The organism is Streptomyces cinnamoneus, assembly GCF_014650495.1.
GTDB lineage: Bacteria > Actinomycetota > Actinomycetes > Streptomycetales > Streptomycetaceae > Streptomyces > Streptomyces cinnamoneus.
Window position 1 is genome coordinate 1 of record NZ_BMVB01000046.1, and the last position, 20000, is coordinate 20000.

Genomic DNA, 20000 nt, shown 5'->3' on the forward strand with positions numbered 1-20000 from the left:
CTCCGCGTACTGATCCAGCCGGGCAGTCACTCGCCGAAAGGGCGGCGGCATCCACTGCGGATGCCGCCGCCCTTTCGCATGCGGTCACGACATGACCGCGGTGAGCCATCGGTCCGGGTCCGTGAAGGCGGGGAGCGCCGTGAGGCCGAAGCGTTGGGCGTTGAGCGTGAGGGCGCGCGTCAGGCCCTCCTTGTCGGCCGCCGCGCGTTCCCTCAGCTCCCCGCGGCTGTTGATCCCCGCCGCCAGGAGCGCCTGCACCACCTTGGGGCTGGCGAGGTCCTCGTGGGTGTCGGCCAGCGTCGCGATGTCCACGAGGTGGGAGACGAGCAGCGAGGAGACGTCCAGGTATGCGGCCAGGGTCTGCTGCCGCTGGTCGGTGCTGGTCCGCTGCCGGAACTTCCTGAAGGTCGTGATGCCGGCCTGCGCCAGCTTCTCCGCGTACGGCCGGAAGGGGGCCAGGTCCAGCATGCCGACCGGTTCCCCGTGCGCGGTGCCGGTGATGAGCTCCGCCCGGCCGGGGTCCCGCACGATCGTCCAGAAGGACGGGTCGCTCTGCAGCTCCTGCCGGTCCTCGGGGGTGGCGAGGACGAAGGCGAGGTAGTCGCGCACGTCCCCGAGATACGGGCGGGAGACCCTGTGTTCGTCCGCGAGCTCGGCCAGGGCGGCGTAGTGGAGCGCGAGGCCGGGCGAGGGGTGTTCCTCGGGCACCGGCGGGGTCCAGTTCCAGCCCCGGGTGTCCTCGGCCCGCCGTCGGGCGCGTTCGGTGAGGAGGGCGACCGTGCTCGCCATGCTCTCGGCCACCGGCTTCATGTACTCGGCCAGCTGTCTGACGTTCTCTTCCCTGTGCCGGACGAAGCCCGGACGTCCTTCTGCGCCCTCGCATTCGTCGGCCAGTTTCCTGGCCCACTGCCCGGCGTCGGTGAGGACCGCACTGTCCTGGCGGAGCAGCTCTTCCGCCGGCTCCCCGTCCTCGTGCAGTGCCACCAGGCAGGAGTTGATACGCATGGCGGCCTGGCCGTAGAGGGTGCGCATGTAGACGGCTTCCCACCCCGGCTTCGCGTGGCCGTCCTTCTCGGCGAGCCGCAGTTGGGTGTCCATCAGGCGTGCGAAGCGCAGACGGTTGGCGGTGGACTTGGGCGTCCGGGCGAAGAGCTCGATGAGATACTCAAGCCGGGCCAGGCCGTAGCAGGGTTCCTCGTCCACGGCGGCCTTCAGCAGCCGTAGCCGCACGTCCGGGTCCGCCACCAGCGCGCGTTCGGTGGCGATCACCTGCAGGGCGACGCTCCGCCAGCGTTCGGCTCCGCACAGGCCGTTCCGCAGGTTGCGGTGCACGTGGCTGAGCCGCACCAGCACGCAGGCCGCCGCACCGGTGAGCAACTGGGCGCGGGCGAGGCCCCGCTCCTGTTCGAGCTGGGGTGTCTCCAGCTTGGGCGGCAGGGGCGGCAGGCCGAGGCTCTCCCGGCTGATGATTGTGCTCTCGACGTGCCGGCCGTTGCGGGTCATGGTGACGGCCACGCGGTTGACGTCGACCACGGTCAGGCGGGCGCGCCAGGTGAGGCCGGGCCGGACGGCGTACAGCACGCGGGCCGCGGCGGAGGTGACCGCACCGGCGGGGAGGGCACTGAGGTCCTCGCTGAGCAGGCGGCTGAGCTCGGTGGCGCGTGAGATGCCGAGAGGGTCGGGTGTCGCGGTGCCGAGGGACTGCAGCCGCGCGAGGACGTAGTCGGATGCGGCGGCGTCCGCCTTCCCGTTCTCGTCCTGGGCCTCGACCTGCAGCCGCAGGTTCTGGCCGAGCGCCATCGCGGTGGCGGCCACGCCCAGCACGGCCAGCGTCACGTAGGCGACCAGCAGCCGGCTGTGCGCGCCCCAGGAGAAGAAGCAGGAGACGAGCCCGGCCCACACCAGCGGGAGGATCCATGCGGCCGGCCGCGGCAGGCCGGGCCCCGACCAGACGGAGCCGCGCGGGGCGTGCCGCATGCGCAGGTGTGGCGCGAGCAGGACGAGTGCCGCCCCGAGGGCCGCCAGGCCGAGGAACGCACCGGTCAGCCATGTGCCGTCAGCGAACGGCCGGAACATGAAATGGACGGGCAGGAAGACCGCCACGGCCAGCAGGGACAGGCTGCCGACGAGCGTCCATGCCTGTCGGCGGCCGTCCCCCCAGGCTTCGCTGTCCTTCTGCGTCACGCACCGGGTGAGCAGGCCGCTGACGGCGATGAGGACGGCCAGGGCGACGGCCATGGGAATGACGCACTGCGCGACCGGCACGAGCCAGGAGCTGTAGAACGTGTCCCAGCCGCTTGTCTCCAGGGCGATCACCGAAGTGCCCGCCCCGCCGAAGAGCGTCATCTCGGTACCTCGGGCCTATGACGTGCCCCTGGTTCTCAGGCTAGGCCCGGAGGGCGGTGGGGGCACATCGGCCCGGACGGGTCAGTGGTGGCCGCCGCCGGGCCCCTTGACGTTGACCGCCGCCCACGCGGCGTCGGTCGCGCGGTACTGCGGGCTGTCGGAGCCGTAGAGCCCGGCGGCGGCCCACAGGGTGGCGGCGCGGGCGCCGTGGTAGTCGGTGGTCGAGGCCATGCGCTGGGTGAGGGCCTTGTACCAGATCTTCTCGGCGGAGGCCCGGCCGATGCCCGTGACCGGACGGCCGTCGTGGGTCGGGCTGTCGTACGCGACGCCGTTGACCACTCGGGCCCCGCTGCCCTCGGCCAGCAGGTAGAAGAAGTGGTTGGCGGGGCCTGCGGCGTACTGGGGCAGGATCTGGCTGATGCCGGCGTACCAGTAGTCCTTCGAGTGGCCGTCCCGGGAGGGCCTGTCCATGCGGCGCACGACGTCCGAGCCGTTGACGACGGTGTCCTCGGCGATGAGGTAGTCGCCCGGGTCGGCGGCGTTGCCGGCGTGGAACTCCGCCGCCGCGGCGAACATGTCGCTGGTGGCCTCGTTCAGGCCGGCGGACTCCCCGCTGAAGGCGAGGTTGGCCGTGGCCGCCGTGACGAGGTGGGTCATCTCGTGCACGCCGATGTCGATCCTGGTGAGCGGTCCGGCCGGGGGCGTGCCGTCGCCGTAGGTCATGCACGCCCCGTAGAACGCGTTCGTGTAGTGGTTGCCGTAGTGGACGCGGCTGCAGCCGGCTCTGCCGTCGCCGAACGCTCCCGTCCGGCCGTGCACGTCGCGGTAGTAGTCCCAGAAGACGGAGTGGACGTAGTGGGCGGCGACGGCATCGGACTGACGGCCGCCGTCGCACCAGGAGTTGTCGTCGTCGGTGACCAGGGTGCCGCTGCCCGAGGTGCTCTGCCGCATGTCGTAGGTCCGGTGGTCGCCGCGCCGGGGATCGTCGAGTTCGTACCGCCCGGTGGCGGGGTTGCGGGTGGTGTCCAGCAGGACCGTGCCCACGGTGGTCCCGCAGCCGGAGGCGACCACGGACGCCGCCCCCGGCCCGGCCGCGGCGGCGGGACCGCCCGGCAGCACCGAGGCGAGGGCGGCGGCCGCGGCGAACGCCGCGGCGGTGACGGGACGGCTGCGGGGGAGGGGCATGTCGGTTCCTTCCGGCATCGGTGAAGGGGGAGGTGGCCGGGCGACGGGGCCGGGACCTCAGGCGGCGGGTCCCGCGTCCGCCGCCGTGCCCGCGGACGTGTCCGCCGTCTCCGGGCCGTAGCCGGACGCCTGCAGGGCGAAGAGCCGGGCGTACCGGCCGCCGGAGCGGACGAGCGCGGGATGCGATCCCTGTTCCACGATGCGGCCGTCCTCCAGTACGGCGATGAGATCGGCGTCCCGGATCGCCCCGAGGCGGTGCGAGATGAGCAGGCTGGTCCGCTCGCCGCGGTGCTGCCGCAGCGCCGTGTGGATCTCGTGCTCCGCCTCGGCGTCCAGGCCGGCCGACGGCTCGTCGAGGATCATCAGGTCGCAGTCGTGCCGGAGCAGACCGCGGGCGAGGGCGAGCCGTTGCCGCTGGCCGCCGGAGAGCACCACGCCGGTCTCCGGGTTGTTCTTGTCGGCCTCCATGAAGAACCGGCGCGAGAGCAGCGTGTCGTACCCATGCGGCAGGCCCGTGAGCCGGGCGTGGATTCCGGCCCGCTCCGCCGCTGCGCGCAGGCGCGGGCGGTCCCGGAGCGCGGTCAGGTCGCCCAGGGCGATGTTCTCGGCCGCCGTCATGTCGTAGTGCATGTAGTCCTGGAACACCGCGCCGATGCGGCGCCGTAGCTCCGCCACGTCCACCGTGCGGATGTCCACGCCGTCCCACAGGATCGCCCCCCGGCAGGGGTCGTAGAACCGGCACAACAGCTTGACCAGCGTGGACTTTCCGGCGCCGTTCAGCCCGACCAGGGCCAGCGCCCGGCCGTGCCGGATGTGCAGCGTGGCGCCGCGCAGCACCCACGGATGGTCCTCGGAGTAGCGGAACCACACGTCCTGCAGTTCGATGCCCCGGGTCAGCGGGGGCACGGCCACGGGACGCGCGGGGACGGGAAGGTCCGGGCCCGCACCCGTCACCGCGAGGTAGTGGTCGAACATCAGCAACGCCTGGTGCGAGCGTGCCACTTCGCCGGCGAGGGTCGTCAGCGCGCCCTGCACCCCGGCCACCGCGGCCACGAACATCACGACGTCGCCGGCCGACAGCCGGCCGGAGTGCGCGGAGTGCACCGCCCACAGCAGCCCTCCGCCGGAGACGAGGGCGGCCAGCAGGCCGAGCCCCGTCTGGACGCCGGCCTCCCGCCGGTCGACGGACCGTTTCGCGGCGTCGGCGGTCCGCCGGTCCGTCAGCATCCGCTCCCGCAGGAACGCACCGATGCCGAAGAGCCGTATCTCCTTCGCCGCCTCCACGCTCGACAGCAGCTCGCTGTAGAACATCTGGCGGCGCTCGACCGGGCCGATGTCCCACAGCGTCCGCGCCTTGCGGCGCGCCATGGTGACCTCGGACAGCAGCGTGGGGACCGCCGCCGCCAGCACCAGGGCGGTCATCCAGGGGCTGAGTACGGACAGCGAGCCGAGGAAGCCGCCGATCGTGAGGGTGGCGCGGGTGATGCCGACGGCCCCGTCGACGGCCTGGTTCGGCGTTCCCCCTCCGGCGCTCTGCGCGAGGCGCAGCCGGTCGAGGAAGCGGGGGTTCTCGAACCGGCCCAGGCCGGTGAATCCCTCCACGGCCGTGAAGAGCCGGTCCTCGGCGAGGAGCGCCACCCTCCGGTCGAGCTCCGTGCGCAGATAGCGGCTGATCTGCGGCACGACACCGAGCAGCAGACCGGACGCGGCGAGTCCCGCGCCCAGGCCCGTCATCCGTGCCGACGAGGCCCCGCCGCCCAGCCCGTCCAGCAACAGCTTCGTCAGCCAGGCGGTGACGACCGGGAGGGCGCCGGCCGCCAGGGCGAGGACGGTGTAGGCGGCCAGCGCACCGGGTGCGGCGCGCGCCACCAGCGCCCCTGCGGCGGTGGTCCGCCGCAGGGCCGCGCGAAGGCCCGCGGAGTGCACGGGCGCCCGGTCGGCCTCGTCCGGTCCCGGGACGCCCCACGCGGCGAAGGCCCCGGCGGGGCCCGGCCCCGGGCCGGAGGGGGCCGGCCCGGGCGGCGACTGACCGGGCGGGCCCGGCAGGTCCTGCTCGCTCATGCCGCGACGGCGGGGGAGTCCAGGTCCACCCGGTTCCCGGCGATGACCTGCCGGCCGTCCCGGTCCTGCGTGACCCGCAGAAGGGTCGGGAAGCCCCTGACCTTGAACGCTTCGGCCACCACGGGGTCGCCGTTCTCGACGACCACCCGGGCCACCGGCGCCAGTTCGGCGACCTGTCCCCGGGCGCGGTCGGTGGTGCCGACGACCACGGCCAGCACCCGGCCGCGGCCGCCCGCCACGGCCCGGGCGTACGCCGCGAACTTCGGCACCATCTCGTGGCAGGGGGCGCAGTTGGGCGAGAAGAACGCCACCAGCGTGTCGCCGGTGAGGGATTCACGGGTCAGCACGTCTCCGTCGACGGTGACCGCGGTGAACTCGCCGACCTCCTCGCCCACCTCGATGACGGGCGGTCTGCCGGGCGCGTTGTCGGCCAGCTTGGTCAGCAGTGTGCCGTGGTCCCGCAACCGTTTGATCACACCCAGGGTGAGGATCAGGTCCAATGTGCACAGCGTTCCCACCAGCACCACAGCTGCGGTCAGGACGGGCATGGAGTTCGTCTCCTTCAGGGTTCACCGGGAAGGGTTCACCGGGCCTCGGGCGAGGCCCGGGGCCCGGTCGACGGGCCGGAACAGATCGAGAACGTCGTCGAGAGCGGTCACCAGGCCGCCCACGAGCAGGCCGCCGAGCACCGCCACGGCGGACGCGCCCGGCGCGGCCACGCCGGACGCGCCGGCGGTGGTCACCGCCCCGGCGATCGCCACGGCGACGAGGACGAGGTTCCGTACGGCGTGTCCCGGGCCGAGGGGGCGCGCCGACACACCGAAACACCGGCAGGGCGTCCGCACGCCCTGCCGGAGGGAGAGCACGATCCCGGCCGCGAACGCCGCCAGGAGCCCTCCCGCGATGACGAAGCCCGCCACGCCGGCGGCTCGCACCGGCGTCGCGAGCGACAGACACACCGTGAACTCGGCCACCACCACCCACCGCGCCACCGACCGGCCCGAGCGGGTGGGCACCACCCGCATGTCCTCCACCGAGGACACGAATCGGTCGAACGCTCCTCGCCCGGTCACTTTGCTGACGGCCGAGGCGAGGAACACCACGCCGATCAGACAGCGGATCCCGAGTGCCAGACAGACCACCTAGCTTCTCCTCCCACCGTCGTCGCGGCATTCCGGCCGGGGGCGGTCGTCGTCGCCGGTCGAGGAACACCGCGGGCGGTGCTCCTCAACCGGTTGTCAGGGCAGTGGCGGCGTCCGGGGCAGAGCCCCGCGTCCGACTAGCACTGGCAGACGATGGTGGGACACCCGTTGGAGTTGCAGCAGGCCCAACACGGGGCGTTGTAGCCGCACTTGCCGCTGCACTGCCAGCAGGCGGGGTAGTTGCCGCAGGCCAGGACCTCCATGGCCGCCGCGTCGATCTCGGGCACGAACAGATCGAGAACACGGCTGCCCATCGCCGTGAGCTTTGCGAACATTGACACGCTCCTCACTTGATCGGGCTTGCGTTCCGTGCTTACGCCGCTTGAGTTTTGCGGCGGCGCGGCAGGCCGCATAGTGCTGTTTCCAGTCGGTGCGCCCGGGCGGTACGGGACAGTCGGGGCCCCTGCGGACAGCCGGAAACACCTCTTGCCGCGCCCGCTCCGGCGGCGACGCCGGCCCCCGGCCGGCAGCGGGCCCCGGCGGCCGCCGGGAGCGCGGCAGGCCCCGGACCGGCAGGTTCCCCGACAGAAGATGAACCAGCGACTCCGTATTGGTTCGCGGCCGGACCGCTGGCAACGGTCGCGCGTGCCGCGGTTCTCCGCCACCACGGCATGGCGCCGACCCGAGCCGTGAACATACGGAATCCGGTCGCCCGGAAAGTTCTCGCGCGCCCCACCGGTGCGCCACCGTCCCCCGCACGACGCGGCCCGCCCGGGCGCCGCCAGCCCGACTTCCGGCCTCCCTGGGGCACGGTGCCCTTTCCGGCCGTCAGGAAAGCGGTGACGTCGGGGTTTCGCCGGACGGCTCCCGCCCGCCCGGGCGCGCGGGCGCCGGCCGGCCGAGGCCGGTTCAGGACGGTGCCGCGGGCACGTGGCCGGTCTTCGGGAGCTCGGGGGAGTTCCCGAAGCGCGTCAGGGACGGTGATGCGGAAAGTACTCCTCGACCTGTTGCTGGAGACGCGGGCTGAGGGCCTGCAGCCCTTCGGCCGACAAGTTCAGGGCCACGGTGTACATCAGCTCGTCGAACAGGTCGGGCGGCAGGCGATCGGCGTCGTTGTGCAGGAGCCCGATCAGGAGGAGTGCCACGCCGTCCCGGGTGTCGCCGGGAAGGGCGGTTTCGAGGCCCAGGAGAAGGCTGCAGCGACGGTACAAGCGCACGACGTCGTCGACGGGCGCCCCCAGCCGGCTGGACAGCCACAGCCGGATCAGATCGTGGGCGGCGGAGGAGGCGGGCCCGTCGCCGACGCCGACGAACGTGCTGACCGTCGGGCCGAGCCACTCGAACACCGGGTCCATGGCGTGCCGGACGACCGAGTCGTTGGTCCCGCCGGACACGTCCATCTTGTGCTGCACCTGCTGCCAGTAAGTACGGCTCCAGACGACGTTGCCCCGGGACGGGTTGCCGGGAGGGTAGCGGTAGAGCCAGTAGGGGTCCACCGGCTCCAGGGGCCCAGGCCGCCCGTCGGCTGCCGGGCGGATCTCCAGGTCCCGCTGTGAGCCGTGCCAGGTGTGCCGTAAGAGCAGGACCACAGCGAAGTCCGTCCACTGCTGCTCGTTGAAGGACGAGCGCCACAGCAGGATCCGTCGGTGCCACGTTCCCGGGGGGTCGTCGGATTCCGGGAACAGCTCGCTCGTGGTGATGCCCCCGCTGAGGAACAACAGGAGAAGGAAGAGGTTCGCGCTGTAGACGCCGTGCCGTGAAGAGGTCACCGGACGGGCGGGGCGGTAGTCGGCGTAGCGGTGCTCGGTCCGCTCCTCGCACTGGGACAGCACCCTGATGAGAAGGCCCTTCAGCGCAGTGCGGCCGGCGTCCTCCAGTTGCCCGAGGCGGAATGCGACAAAACGCAATATCTGCCGTGATGAGAGCGGAGCAAAAGAAAGGAGGGCATAGAGGAGGTCGTCGTCCACGGGGGCCGGTCCGACGATCAGGACCGGCCGCTGGCCGAGCAGGCCGGTGACGAGCTGGACGGCCAGCCGGGCCGCCAGGTATTCACCGAACGTCGCATGCAGGAATTCGTACGTCGACAGCCGCCTGCTGTCCTGGACCGCCTGCGCACGCTGCACGAAGAAGAACCGGCCGAGCGCGATCTCGGCCTGGCCGAGCGGCGCCCGGAAACCGTCCGCACGCACGGTGCTGCGCCCCAGGAGGGCCGCGAGGTCCTCCTCCAGCTCGGCGGAGGTGATCCACTGCCGCCGTCGGTTGAGCATGCCGAAGGCGATCAGGGAAAGCCTCTGGAGCTCCCGCTCCACCTGCGCCGCCAGCTCCCGGTCCGGCAGGCCGGCCCCCGTCTTGGCGACCTCGCGCCCGGCGAACGCGGTGAGGAGCGCCTCGTACAGCTCGGCCTCGCCGAGCGGCGCACCCGCGTCGTCCCCCTGCTGGAGCGCGTTGTCCGCGGCGTCGTAGAGGGCGAGCATCAGCAGGAGCAGCGGCTGGGAGGCCAGGGCGTGGTGCCGGGCGACGACGGCGGGTGGCAGGGGCGCCAGGCCCTGGGCGGCGAAGTACGACGCGTTGCTGCGGTTCCAGCCGTCGAGCCAGCTGTCGATCTGCTCGCTGCGGAACGGCTCCAGCCGCAGGGCGACGGCCCCGTGCGGGTAGCGGGCCCGGTCGGCCACCGCCGTCCTGCTGGTGACCAGGGCGATCACCGGCCGGCCCTGGTCGGCTTCGCGCTGCTGGAACCGGGCCACCTTCACGAGGTAGTCCGACTGGCTCACCCCGGTGGCCTGCAGCAGCTCGTCGAAGCCGTCGAGCAGGACGACGGGCATCGCACCGCCCGCCGACCTGACGAGGTCCGGCCAGGACACCGGTTCCCCGGTGGCCGCGCGGACGGCGCACTCGATCTGGTCCTGGATGTCCGCCTCGGCCGGCACTTCGCGCAGGGCCACGCGGACGGGCAGGAAGCCGGCCGCCGGCAGCCGTGCGGCGAGGACCTTCGTCAGGACCGACTTGCCGGCGCCCGGCTGCCCGAGGACGACGAGCGGGGCGGCCGTCGTGCCGGGTGAGGTGAACGCCCCCGCCAGGTACTCGGTGAGGTCCCTGCGGACGGGCGCCCCCGCCCACCACTCCTCACGGGCGGGCCCGTCCTGGCCGGCCACCGGCCGTACCGTGAAGTCCGGGTCGAAGTAGCCCTCCCCGAGCGTGGGCAGCCGCATTGCGGTGGGCACCTCGCCGTCGGCCAGGACGGGCCGGTCCAGCACTGCCCGGTAGGCCGCGGACAGGGCGGCGGCCAGGTCGGTGGGCCGCCGGGCGGGCCACAGGCCGGCCAGGAGCGACTCCATCCCCGCGAGGGCCTGCCGCAGTTCCGCGCGGGTCCCCTGGTGCTCGACCTGGCTCGACCAGAACGCGAACTCGGGCACGTCCACGGCCAGCCGCGCGAACAGCTCCTCGTACCGGTCGACGGCCCGGGCGCAGAGGTCGTCGCCGAGCGCCTGCCGTGTCGCTTCGCGCCCGGTGTCGTCGAGCCCGTCCCACACGGCCAGTCCGCGCACGAAGAACAGCAGCCGCCCCGACAGCTGCTCGCACCACGTCCGCAGCTCGTCGAGCGCCTGCTCGTAGGGCAGGTGCGGAGCCGGCATGGGCGGGGCCGCACCGACCAGCTGGTCGAGGAAGTCCCGGGCGGCCGCGGAGCCGCCCGCCAGACGGAGCTGGTCGCGCCGGGTGAGGTCCAGCTCGCGCTGTGCGAAGGGCAGCCGGGTCTCGCCGAACGCCTCGAAGTACGCCGTGACGACGATCACGGTGTGTGCCGCCGCCAGCCGCCGGCTCCGCTCGGCCCGGCTGGAGGCCCCGAGGGCGGTGCGCAGACCGGCCGTGAGGTCACGGCCGATGCGCAGGATCCGCCCCTGGGCGTCGAAGAGGCTCAGCACGCTCTCGCTGAACCCGCCGGTGGCCAGGGACAGCGCCCCGCCGAGCGCGGTGTCCAGGGCGATGAGCGCGGGCCGGTCCCGGCCGAGGAGCACCACGGCGTCGCCGTATCCGAGCAGTCTGCGCACCCTCATGCCGTCCCCCGATGCCGCTCCGGTCTCCCCCTGGCGCGTGGCGGGAGCCATGTCGGATCAGTCCTACCAGAGCAGGGGCGGCCGATGGGGCGGATCGGATATCCGGCCGTGCCCTGCGTCACGCACAGCATCGCGGTAAATAGGGAGGAGCGTCACAGTGAACAATGCCTCCGGGCTTCCGCGGAATTACCGATCACTCCCAGAAAATGGGCTCTGACCTGCAAAGCTTGCGATTTCCCCGGGGGAGTGTTCAGGTTATTGGGCGCTTCGCCGGTATGCCGGAATCCCTTGTCGGGGCCGACAAATCGGCCGCCCGGACGGAAATGATCCGGGAATGCGGGGCCGCGGATTGTGATCGCCGGGATGGATTCCCGCACCGCAAGCGGCCCAAGGAAAGCCTTGCCTGTGTAAGGGTCTGCGTCTGGAGTTCTACGTGTCTGCTGTGTGGTCGGATCCGCCCCTGTCCGTCGTCCCCTCGCCCCGGTCCCGCCCCCGCCCCGTCCCGGCCATGGCCGTGGCGAAGCCGGGTGCCGCCCGGCACGCCCGCCCGGTCGGCCTGTACGACTCCTGGTGGACGGTCGGCGGCGCCGCGCTGGCGATCTGCGCCGCCTGGGCCGTGAGCGTGTTCGTCGCCGTCCACCTCCAGGCCGACGCGACGCTGCACACCGCAGCGCTCTTCGTCCACCTCGCCAGCCTCGTGCTCGGCTTCGGTGGCGTGCTGGTCGCCGACTACTACGGTCTGCTGTGGGTCACGGGTCGCTGCACGCTGCAGGAGGCCGTCGGCAGCGCGAGCCGGCTGCACTTCCCCATCTGGGCGGGCCTCGCCGGCCTGGTGGCCAGTGGCGTCTTCCTCCACCCGAACCCCTCCGCGCCGCTGACCCTGGCCAAGCTGGTGATGGTGCTCGTCCTCAGCCTCAACGGACTCCAGGCGGGCCTGCTCAACAAGCGCATGGCCGCCCACGCGGCCACCTCGTCCGAGCCCCGCTACCTGGCCTGGGGCGGCGCCACCGCGATCGTCTCCCAGATCTGCTGGTGGGGTGCCGTCGTCATCGGCTTCATGAACACCCAGAGCTAGGACGCCGGCCGCCGTCACCCGAACCGTTCGGCGTGACCCCGGCCACGTCTTCGCTTTTCTTCAAGACCGCAGGCCCCGGCCCGGCATAGCGTCTGTGCCGGTAACGGGGGAGTGCTCGGCCGGATCGACGATCCGGCCGAGCACTTGTGTATCCGCCGTCACTGCGTCGCGATCGCCGGGTCGCTCACGCCCGGCTCACCGGTCTCCACGTGACCGGCGAGGCGGCGCTGGAAGGTGGCGTCCGTGTCCGAGACCACGGACACGTCGTACCAGCGCTTGCCGGCCCGCAGGTCCATCGCGTGCACCACGCGTCCGCCCGCCGGGACCTTGAACGTCTCCCGCGTCCCGCCGTAGGCGTTGGTGACCGTCAGGTGGCAGTCGGTGCTCCCGGCGTTCGTCAGGGTCAGTTCGATGCTGCCGCCGGCGGCGACGTGGCGGGCGGTGACCTCGGGACCCGCGGTCCTGCCGGGGCCCTTGAAGGTGCGCAGGAAGCCGTTGGGGCCGAACACCGACAGGTCGTACATCCCCTTCGAATAAGCCGTGTTCCACGTGTCGGAGATCGTCCTGCCGGCCTCGGTGGTGTACGTCCACGGCCCGTCCGTGCGGTTCCCCGACGTGACCGTGAAGCAGGCGCCCGCCGCCGCCCCGGAGCCGAAGGTGAGCGTGAAGCGCCCGGTCGACGGCGTCGCGGCGCCGTCCGCCAACGGCGCGTACGGCAGCGGGCGCGTGGGCCGCGCCCCCGGCTCCTGCTGCGGCAGGGAGGGGCTGGCGGGGGGCTTGGGCACGTAGTCGGGGTGGCGGTTGCGGTCCTGCGGCTCGTAGCCGCCCGTGTCCGGCAGCGAGGCGGGCCCGCTGTCGCCGGTGCGGAAGTCGAAGGCCGAGGTGAGGTCGCCGCAGATCGCCCGCCGCCAGGGCGAGATGCTGGGCTCGCGCACACCGAAGCGGCGCTCCATGAACCGGATGACGGAGGTGTGGTCGAAGACCTCCGAGCAGACGTAGCCGCCGGTGCTCCACGGGGAGACGACCAGCATGGGGACGCGCTGGCCGAGGCCGTACGGGCCCGCCGCGTAGCGGCTGTTGCCGGAGAACACGTCGAGCTTGGTGTCCACGGTCGAGGCGCCCTGCGCGGCGGAGGCCGGCGGGAACGGGGGCAGGACGTGGTCGAAGTAGCCGTCGTTCTCGTCGTAGGTGATGAAGAGGGCGGTCCGGCTCCACACGTCGGGGTTCGAGGTGAGGGCGTCCAGGACCCGGGAGATGTACCAGGCGCCGTAGTTCACCGGCCAGTTGGGGTGTTCGGAAAACGCCTCGGGCGCGGCGATCCAGGAGATCTGCGGCAGTTTCCCGGCCTTCACGTCCGCCGTGAGGATGTCGAAGTAGCCGTCGCCCTTCTTGACGTCGGTGCCGGTGCGCGCCTTTTCGTAGAGCGGGTCCCCGGGCTTGGCGTTGCGGTATTGGTTGAAGTACAGCAGCGAATTGTCGCCGTAGTTGCCGCGGTAGGCGTCGTTGATCCAGCCCCAGGAGCCGGCCGCGTCCAGGCCGTCGCCCCGGTCCTGGTAGATCTTCCACGAGATGCCGGCCCGTTCCAGCCGCTCCGGGTACGTCGTCCAGTCGTAGCCGGCCTCCTCGTTGCCGAGGACCGGGCCGCCGCCCTTGCCGTCGTTCCCGGTGTGACCCGTCCACAGGTAGTAGCGGTTCGGGTCCGTGGCCCCGATGAACGAGCAGTGGTACGCGTCGCACACGGTGAACGCGTCGGCGAGCGCGTAGTGGAACGGTATGTCCTCGCGCGTCAGGTACGCCATCGTGCCCGCGGACTTCGCCGGGATCCACTGGTCGTATCTGCCGCCGTTCCACGCCTTGTGACCGCCGGCCCAGTCGTGGTTGAGGCCGGCGATGAACTGCATGCCCAGGTTCTCGGCGTCGGGCCGGTACGGCAGGACGTCCTTGCCGCCGCCGTCCCGCTGGTGCCAGACCGGCTTGCCGCCCGGGAGCGTCACCGGGCGGGGGTCACCGAATCCGCGGACACCGTTCAGGGAGCCGAAGTAGTGGTCGAAGGACCGGTTCTCCTGCATGAGCACCACGATGTGCTCGACGTCCTGGATGCTTCCGGAGCGGCGCCGGGCGGGGATGGCCGCGGCACGGTCGATGCTGTTCGACAACGCCGTGAGGCCGGCGGTCGCGCCGGCGATCTGGAGGAAGCGGCGACGGTTGAGTTCAGCCATGGGCTGGGCACCTCTTGGGGGTGTGAGGGCTGGGGCCAGTTGCGTGTTCCGCGTGCAGCGAGCGTCAGGGAAGGGGAGGACGGGGTGGTGTCGTCCGGGTGACGCGGCGCGGTACTCGGGGAGAACGTGGCGAACGGCCCGATCCTCCCAGCAGATGCCCGTCCGGGCCATGGGGCGTGGGTGGCGGGGGGGATGCCGACGCGCCGGGCGACGGAGGTCGCCCGGCGCGTCGGCGAGGGCGGGGCGGCGCCTGCTCCGCGCGGGCCCCGGCCCTGTGGTCACCGCTTGCCGCAGTCGTACAGCACGACGTCGTCACCGAACCCCGTGGCGACGCCCGGGGCAGCGGCGGGGGGCGGGATATGCCGCGGTACGCCTGCGCCGTGACCGTGGTTCACCGCGGCCCGGGCGCCCGCAGGGCGATCGAGGAGCCGGGCCCGTACGGCTCAGCGCCCCGTGTGCTCAGGCGTGGCGGCCGGCCGTCCGGTGCAGCCGGCCGGCGGCGTTGCCGGCCAGGGCGCCGGCCCACCACAGCAGCATCACGACCGGCGACGCGTAGGAGGGCCACATGGCCCGGGCCAGCGCGCAGCCCGGGACGAGCGTCGTCAGCACGTCCAGCGTCGCCCCGGCAGGCCGCCGCAAGTCCCGCGTCAGCCACGTGGCCAGACGCCCGGCGGCGAAGGCCGACGCGAGGACGGCCGTGAGGCGGCGAGGAGAACCATGCCCACGACGTTACGCGGGCCGGAGGACGGCTCGCGGGTCGGGGGCCCGGCCCTCGGCGATCACCGGTGCGCGCCCGCACTCCCGGCGCAGGTGGCGCGGCGGCACGCCGGACAGGTCCCGCACCTCGCGGGACAGGTGCGCCTGGTCGGAGAAGCCGCACGCCGCGGCGACGGATGCCAGACCGTGGATCCGGGAATCGTCGGTGATCAGCTGCAGAGCCTTACGGAAGCGCAGGATCCGGGCCGCCGTCTTCGGCGTGATGCCCACCTGTTCGCCGAACAGCATCTGCAGGCGGCGCCTGCTCAGCCCGACCTCGTCCGCGAGCTGGGCGACGGGTACCTGCCCGGCCGTCATCTGGAGCCGGTGCCATGCCGTGAGAACGGCCGCCGACGGCGCGGGACCGGCGGCGAGGAGTCCGCCGAGCATCCGCTCCACGAGGTCGAACCGCTCCGGCCACGTCCGCAGGGACGCCGGCTGCCCGGTCATGCGCTCCCCGTACCCCGCCCCCACGATCTCGGTCAGTGAGACCCGTCGGTTGGTCAGTTCCCGCATGGGCACCCCGAACAGCGCGAAGGCGCCGGGCGGCGTGAGCACGACGCCCATGCCGAAGTGCCTGCCCGCGAGCTCGACGTCGGTCGGGGTGTCGAGGAGCCCGGTGACGGGGGAGTCCATCGTGGAGGTCCTCCAACCCGCGCCGTCGGTTTGGAACAGGCCGCGGACGGCGGGGCCGAAATCGATGAGCAGGATCGGCGTGACGGTGGGCAGGACGCGCTGGCGCAGAGGGGTCGCGAAGTTCTGACCGAACCCCACGTATCCCACGATGAGCGGGCTGAGGCGGGGATGCGCGGCACGCACCGCGAGGACCTGCGTCAGCCGCTGCCAGTGTCTCAGAACATGATCGGCGGTCACTGCGCTCCTTGTCTCCCGTCGTGGGTGCGGAACGGGTGGTGTCTGCGCCCAGTTCAGCCCCCCGGGCATCCGGTGTCGACCCGTTTCCCGGTTGCCTCTGCGGAAGGAACACGGGAAACCCCCGCCCGCCTGCCCGGCACACGGAAGCGCACCGCCCCCACGGCGCCCGAAGCAACACGGACGGAATGGTTCCGAGGTGGGGAGGGATCGGCTCAACCTGACCTGTACATGTCTCTAATTCGATGGTGGCATGTAGCCCGCGGAGTGCGTCCGCACAGCAACGGGAGGATCTCCATGCTCAGACCGGTGATGGTCAGCAGCGCGGCCGTGGTGCTCGTGGCCGCTTCGTTCTCGCCATCGGCTGCCGCCGAGGGGGGAGCACCGCCCGGCAGGGTCGTGATCGACGTCGTGGCGGTCAACGGCTCGGGCTGCCCCGCGGGGACGGCCGCCGTGGCGGTCGCCTCCGACAACACGGCCTTCACCGTCTCCTACAGCGACTACCTCGCCCAGGTGGGCCTCGGCGCCAAGCCCACCGACTTCCGCAAGAACTGCCAGCTCGGCCTGAACGTCCACGTCCCCCAGGGCTACACCTACGCGATCGCCCGCGCCGACTACCGCGGCTTCGCCCACCTGGAGCGCGGGGCCACGGGCATGGAGCGGGCCAGCTACTACTTCCAGGGCATGTCGCAGACCACGTCCGTGAGCCATCGCTTCGCGGGCCCGCTCAGCGACAACTGGCAGGCGTCCGACGTCACCGACGCCGCCGCGCTCGTCTACGCCCCGTGCGGCGTGCAGCGCATCCTGAACGTCAACACCGAACTGCGGGTGAGCGCCGGCAGCTCGGACCCGTCGACGACCAACAGCTTCATGGCGATGGACTCGACGGACGGCAGCGTCAACACCCTCTACCACTTCGCCTGGAAGGAATGCCCCTGATCGGACGCCGTCCAATCGGTTGAATGCCGCGTCCCTGCGCCGGCCGCCCGTGCGGCCGCGCAGGGACGCGGCGGACCGGCCCCGTCTGGCCATCCATGTCCGCATGGGCACAGGGAAGTGGGAGGGATCTCGAATGTTCAGACCGGTGATGACCGTCAGTGCGGCCGTGGCGCTTCTTGCGACGCCGTTCTCCTCCGAGGCGGCCGCCGAGGACGTGCCCCCGCCGGACAAGATCGTGATCGATGTGGTGTCCGTCAACGGCTCGGGCTGTCCCGCCGGAACGGCGAACGTGACCGTCTCACCGGACAACACCGCCTTCACCGTCTCCTACAGCAACTACGTCGCCCAGGTGGGCGTCGGCGCCAAGCCCACCGACTTCCGCAAGAACTGCCAGCTCGGCCTGAACGTCCACGTCCCCCAGGGCTACACCTACGCGATCGCCCGCGCCGACTACCGCGGCTTCGCCCACCTGGAGCGCGGGGCCACGGGCATGGAGCGGGCCAGCTACTACTTCCAGGGCATGTCGCAGACCACGTCCGTGAGCCATCGCTTCGCGGGCCCGCTCAGCGACAACTGGCAGGCGTCCGACGTCACCGACGCCGCCGCGCTCGTCTACGCCCCGTGCGGCGTGCAGCGCATCCTGAACGTCAACACCGAACTGCGGGTGAGCGCCGGCAGCTCGGACCCGTCGACGACCAACAGCTTCATGGCGATGGACTCGACGGACGGCAGCGTCAACACCCTCTACCACTTCGCCTGGAAGGAATGCCCCTGATCGGACGCCGTCCAATCGGTTGAATGCCGCGTCCCTGCGCCGGCCGCCCGTGCGGCCGCGCAGGGACGCGGCGGACCGGCCCCGTCTGGCCATCCATGTCCGCATGGGCACAGGGAAGTGGGAGGGATCTCGAATGTTCAGACCGGTGATGACCGTCAGTGCGGCCGTGGCGCTTCTTGCGACGCCGTTCTCCTCCGAGGCGGCCGCCGAGGACGTGCCCCCGCCGGACAAGATCGTGATCGATGTGGTGTCCGTCAACGGCTCGGGCTGTCCCGCCGGAACGGCGAACGTGACCGTCTCACCGGACAACACCGCCTTCACCGTCTCCTACAGCAACTACGTCGCCCAGGTGGGCGTCGGCGCCAAGCCCACCGACTTCCGCAAGAACTGCCAGCTCAGCCTGAACGTCCACGTCCCGCAGGGCTTCACCTACGCGGTCGCCCGGGCGGACTACCGCGGCTTCGCCCGCCTGGAGAAGGGCGCCACCGGGCTGGAGCGGGCCAACTATTACTTCCAGGGCATGACACAGACCGCCTACGTCAACCACCACTTCACCGGCCCGCTCAACGACAACTGGCAGACCTCCGACACCACGGACATCGACGCGCTCATCTACCACCCCTGCGGGGCCAAGCGGAACTTCAACATCAACACCGAGCTGCGCGTGGACGCCGGAACGTCCGACACCACCAAGACCACGAGCCTCGTCGCCATGGACTCGACCGACGGAAACATCAGCACCCTCTACCACTTCGCCTGGAAGCAGTGCCCCAGACGGTGACGACGAGAGGCGAAAGAGCTCCGGACGGGAGACGGTGGACGGACAGTACCTCGACCCGCCGGAGACGCCGATGCCCCCCGACGGCACCCAGCCGGGACACCACTGCCTGGTGACCGGCGCGTCCGGCTACATCGGCGGCCGCCTCGTACCCGAGCTCCTCGACGCCGGACACCGGGTCCGCTGCCTCGCACGGTCGCCCGGCACCCTGCGCGACCACCCGTGGGCGCACCGGGCCGAGGTGGTGCGCGGCGACGTCACCGACGCCGAGTCGGTCGCCGCGGCGATGCGGGGCATCCACACGGCGTACTACCTCGTTCACGCCCTCGGCACCGGCGCCGGCTTCGAACGCACCGACCGCACGGCGGCCCGCATCTTCGGGGAACAGGCCCGCGCCGCCGGCGTACGCCGCATCGTCTACCTGGGTGCCCTCACCCCCACCGGGATCCCGGACCACGGGCTCTCGCCCCACCTGCGCTCGCGCGCCGAGGTCGGCCGGATCCTCCTCGACTCCGGGGTGCCCACCGCGGTCCTGCGCGCCGCAGTCATCATCGGCTCCGGCTCGGCCTCCTTCGAGATCCTGCGCTACCTCACCGAGCGCCTGCCCGTCATGGTCACCCCCAGCTGGGTGCGGACCCGCATCCAGCCGATCGCCGTCCGCGACGTCCTGCGCCACCTCGTCGGCAGCGCCCGCCTCCCCGACGACGTCCACCGCACCTTCGACATCGGCGGACCCGACGTCATCACCTACCTGGAGATGATGCGCCGCTACGCGGCCGTCGCCGGACTGCCCCACCGGCTGATCGTGCCCGTCCCCGTGCTGACCCCACGCCTGTCCAGCTACTGGATCGGCCTCGTCACCCCCGTCCCGCACGCGATCGCCCGGCCCCTGGCCGAATCGCTGCGCCACGAAGTCGTCTGCCACGAGAACGACATCGCCCGCTACGTCCCGGACCCGCCCGGCGGCCCCCTCGACGTCGACACCGCGCTGTCCCTGGCCGTCGAACGTGTCCGCGACGCCCGGGTCGCCACCCGCTGGTCCTCGGCCTCCTTCCCCGGCGCCCCCAGCGACCCCTTGCCCACCGACCCCGACTGGGCCGGCGGCAGCCTCTACACCGACCAGCGCGAGCAGGTCGTCGACGCCCCGCCCGAAGCGCTGTGGCGGGTGATCGAGGGCATTGGGGGCGACACGGGCTGGTACTCCTTCCCGCTCGCCTGGGCGGCCCGCGGCTGGCTGGACCGGCTGATCGGCGGGGCGGGCCTGCGCCGCGGCCGGCGGGACGCCGAGCGGCTCCGGATCGGGGACTCCCTGGACTTCTGGCGGGTCGAGGAGATCGAACCCGGCCGGCTGCTGAGGCTGCGCGCGGAAATGCGACTGCCCGGCCTGGCCTGGCTGGAGATGCGCGCCGAACCCGACGGCGAAGGGCGCAGCCGCTACCGGCAGCGCGCGCTGTTCCACCCGCACGGGCTGCTCGGTCACGCCTACTGGTGGAGCGTGTCCCCGTTCCACGCCCTCGTCTTCGGAGGCATGGCCCGCAACATCGCCCGCACCGCAGCCGCCCGGAGCTGAAGCCCTTCGCATGCGCACGCTCACGCCCTGTGCAGCACGCTGTGAGCCCCCTCATGGGACCTGGATCACTTACTGCATTCTTTAGTACCGAGTGGGCGCGCATATCGCAGAAATGGCCGGTGCGAAGTCGTCATCGCGGGCTCCGGAACGAAAAAGGGTCGTAGGTCACATGATTGCCAGGGGTTTCGGGCGCCGCTAACAATTACGGGGTCGCTGGGCGCCGTCGATCGAG

Annotated in this window: 15 protein-coding genes; 5 read left to right on the plus strand and 10 right to left on the minus strand. The window is 72.0% G+C overall.

The window, feature by feature from the left end; all coding sequences use genetic code 11:
• Nucleotides 1-84: 84 nt before the first annotated feature.
• From IE182_RS30750 to IE182_RS30780, 7 genes are all read right to left on the minus strand, one after another.
• Nucleotides 85-2346, minus strand: a complete 2262-nt coding sequence (locus tag IE182_RS30750; RefSeq protein ID WP_190113278.1) for a DUF4332 domain-containing protein — start codon at nucleotides 2344-2346, stop codon at nucleotides 85-87.
• An 81-nt stretch (nucleotides 2347-2427) separates the two neighbouring features.
• Nucleotides 2428-3531: a M4 family metallopeptidase gene (locus IE182_RS30755; RefSeq protein WP_229845274.1), complete on the minus strand. Its 1104-nt coding sequence runs from the start codon at nucleotides 3529-3531 to the stop codon at nucleotides 2428-2430.
• A gap of 57 nt (nucleotides 3532-3588) precedes the next feature.
• Nucleotides 3589-5592: an ABC transporter ATP-binding protein gene (locus IE182_RS30760; protein ID WP_190113280.1), complete on the minus strand. Its 2004-nt coding sequence runs from the start codon at nucleotides 5590-5592 to the stop codon at nucleotides 3589-3591.
• Nucleotides 5589-6140: a TlpA family protein disulfide reductase gene (locus tag IE182_RS30765; RefSeq protein WP_190113281.1), complete on the minus strand. Its 552-nt coding sequence runs from the start codon at nucleotides 6138-6140 to the stop codon at nucleotides 5589-5591. Before IE182_RS30765 ends, IE182_RS30760 begins: the two co-directional genes overlap by 4 nt.
• 21 nt (nucleotides 6141-6161) lie before the next feature.
• Nucleotides 6162-6734: a MauE/DoxX family redox-associated membrane protein gene (locus IE182_RS30770; RefSeq protein WP_190113282.1), complete on the minus strand. Its 573-nt coding sequence runs from the start codon at nucleotides 6732-6734 to the stop codon at nucleotides 6162-6164.
• A 137-nt stretch (nucleotides 6735-6871) separates the two neighbouring features.
• Nucleotides 6872-7069, minus strand: a complete 198-nt coding sequence (locus tag IE182_RS30775; protein ID WP_190113283.1) for a hypothetical protein — start codon at nucleotides 7067-7069, stop codon at nucleotides 6872-6874.
• A 636-nt stretch (nucleotides 7070-7705) separates the two neighbouring features.
• A complete protein-coding gene (locus IE182_RS30780) occupies nucleotides 7706-10786 on the minus strand; it encodes an NACHT domain-containing protein (RefSeq protein WP_190113284.1) in 3081 nt (1026 codons plus the stop codon).
• 433 nt (nucleotides 10787-11219) lie between these two features.
• Between IE182_RS30780 and IE182_RS30785 the strand changes: the two genes are divergently transcribed.
• Nucleotides 11220-11861: a hypothetical protein gene (locus IE182_RS30785; RefSeq protein WP_229845276.1), complete on the plus strand. Its 642-nt coding sequence runs from the start codon at nucleotides 11220-11222 to the stop codon at nucleotides 11859-11861.
• A 158-nt stretch (nucleotides 11862-12019) separates the two neighbouring features.
• Here IE182_RS30785 and IE182_RS30790 read toward each other — a convergent pair whose 3' ends face one another.
• From IE182_RS30790 to IE182_RS30800, 3 genes are all read right to left on the minus strand, one after another.
• A complete protein-coding gene (locus IE182_RS30790; protein WP_190113285.1) occupies nucleotides 12020-14080 on the minus strand; it encodes a phosphocholine-specific phospholipase C in 2061 nt (686 codons plus the stop codon).
• Between the two features lie 459 nt (nucleotides 14081-14539).
• Nucleotides 14540-14689, minus strand: a complete 150-nt coding sequence (locus IE182_RS30795; RefSeq protein ID WP_190113286.1) for a hypothetical protein — start codon at nucleotides 14687-14689, stop codon at nucleotides 14540-14542.
• 120 nt (nucleotides 14690-14809) lie between these two features.
• Complete coding sequence (locus IE182_RS30800; protein ID WP_190113287.1) at nucleotides 14810-15709, minus strand: helix-turn-helix domain-containing protein; 900 nt, start codon at nucleotides 15707-15709, stop codon at nucleotides 14810-14812.
• 294 nt (nucleotides 15710-16003) lie between these two features.
• On the opposite strand from IE182_RS30800, the gene IE182_RS30805 reads away from it, so the two are divergent.
• The 4 genes from IE182_RS30805 to IE182_RS30820 all read left to right on the plus strand — a co-directional run bounded on the left by IE182_RS30805 (nucleotide 16004) and on the right by IE182_RS30820 (nucleotide 19768).
• A complete protein-coding gene (locus IE182_RS30805; RefSeq protein WP_190113288.1) occupies nucleotides 16004-16645 on the plus strand; it encodes a DUF4360 domain-containing protein in 642 nt (213 codons plus the stop codon).
• A gap of 133 nt (nucleotides 16646-16778) precedes the next feature.
• A complete protein-coding gene (locus IE182_RS30810) occupies nucleotides 16779-17420 on the plus strand; it encodes a DUF4360 domain-containing protein (RefSeq protein ID WP_190113289.1) in 642 nt (213 codons plus the stop codon).
• 133 nt (nucleotides 17421-17553) lie between these two features.
• Complete coding sequence (locus tag IE182_RS30815) at nucleotides 17554-18201, plus strand: DUF4360 domain-containing protein (RefSeq protein ID WP_190113290.1); 648 nt, start codon at nucleotides 17554-17556, stop codon at nucleotides 18199-18201.
• Between the two features lie 70 nt (nucleotides 18202-18271).
• A complete protein-coding gene (locus tag IE182_RS30820; RefSeq protein ID WP_190113292.1) occupies nucleotides 18272-19768 on the plus strand; it encodes an SDR family oxidoreductase in 1497 nt (498 codons plus the stop codon).
• Nucleotides 19769-20000: the final 232 nt, after the last annotated feature.

Excerpts from the sequence above, each read along its gene's own strand:
- IE182_RS30750 (WP_190113278.1), bottom strand. The coding sequence starts at position 2,346 with ATGACGCTCTTCGGCGGGGCGGGCACTTCGGTGATCGCCCTGGAGACA.
- IE182_RS30755 (WP_229845274.1), bottom strand. The coding sequence starts at position 3,531 with ATGCCCCTCCCCCGCAGCCGTCCCGTCACCGCCGCGGCGTTCGCCGCG.
- IE182_RS30760 (WP_190113280.1), bottom strand. The coding sequence starts at position 5,592 with ATGAGCGAGCAGGACCTGCCGGGCCCGCCCGGTCAGTCGCCGCCCGGG.
- IE182_RS30765 (WP_190113281.1), bottom strand. The coding sequence starts at position 6,140 with ATGCCCGTCCTGACCGCAGCTGTGGTGCTGGTGGGAACGCTGTGCACA.
- IE182_RS30775 (WP_190113283.1), bottom strand. The coding sequence starts at position 7,069 with ATGTTCGCAAAGCTCACGGCGATGGGCAGCCGTGTTCTCGATCTGTTC.
- IE182_RS30780 (WP_190113284.1), bottom strand. The coding sequence starts at position 10,786 with ATGAGGGTGCGCAGACTGCTCGGATACGGCGACGCCGTGGTGCTCCTC.
- IE182_RS30790 (WP_190113285.1), bottom strand. The coding sequence starts at position 14,080 with ATGGCTGAACTCAACCGTCGCCGCTTCCTCCAGATCGCCGGCGCGACC.
- IE182_RS30805 (WP_190113288.1), top strand. The coding sequence starts at position 16,004 with ATGCTCAGACCGGTGATGGTCAGCAGCGCGGCCGTGGTGCTCGTGGCC.
- IE182_RS30810 (WP_190113289.1), top strand. The coding sequence starts at position 16,779 with ATGTTCAGACCGGTGATGACCGTCAGTGCGGCCGTGGCGCTTCTTGCG.
- IE182_RS30815 (WP_190113290.1), top strand. The coding sequence starts at position 17,554 with ATGTTCAGACCGGTGATGACCGTCAGTGCGGCCGTGGCGCTTCTTGCG.
- IE182_RS30820 (WP_190113292.1), top strand. The coding sequence starts at position 18,272 with ATGCCCCCCGACGGCACCCAGCCGGGACACCACTGCCTGGTGACCGGC.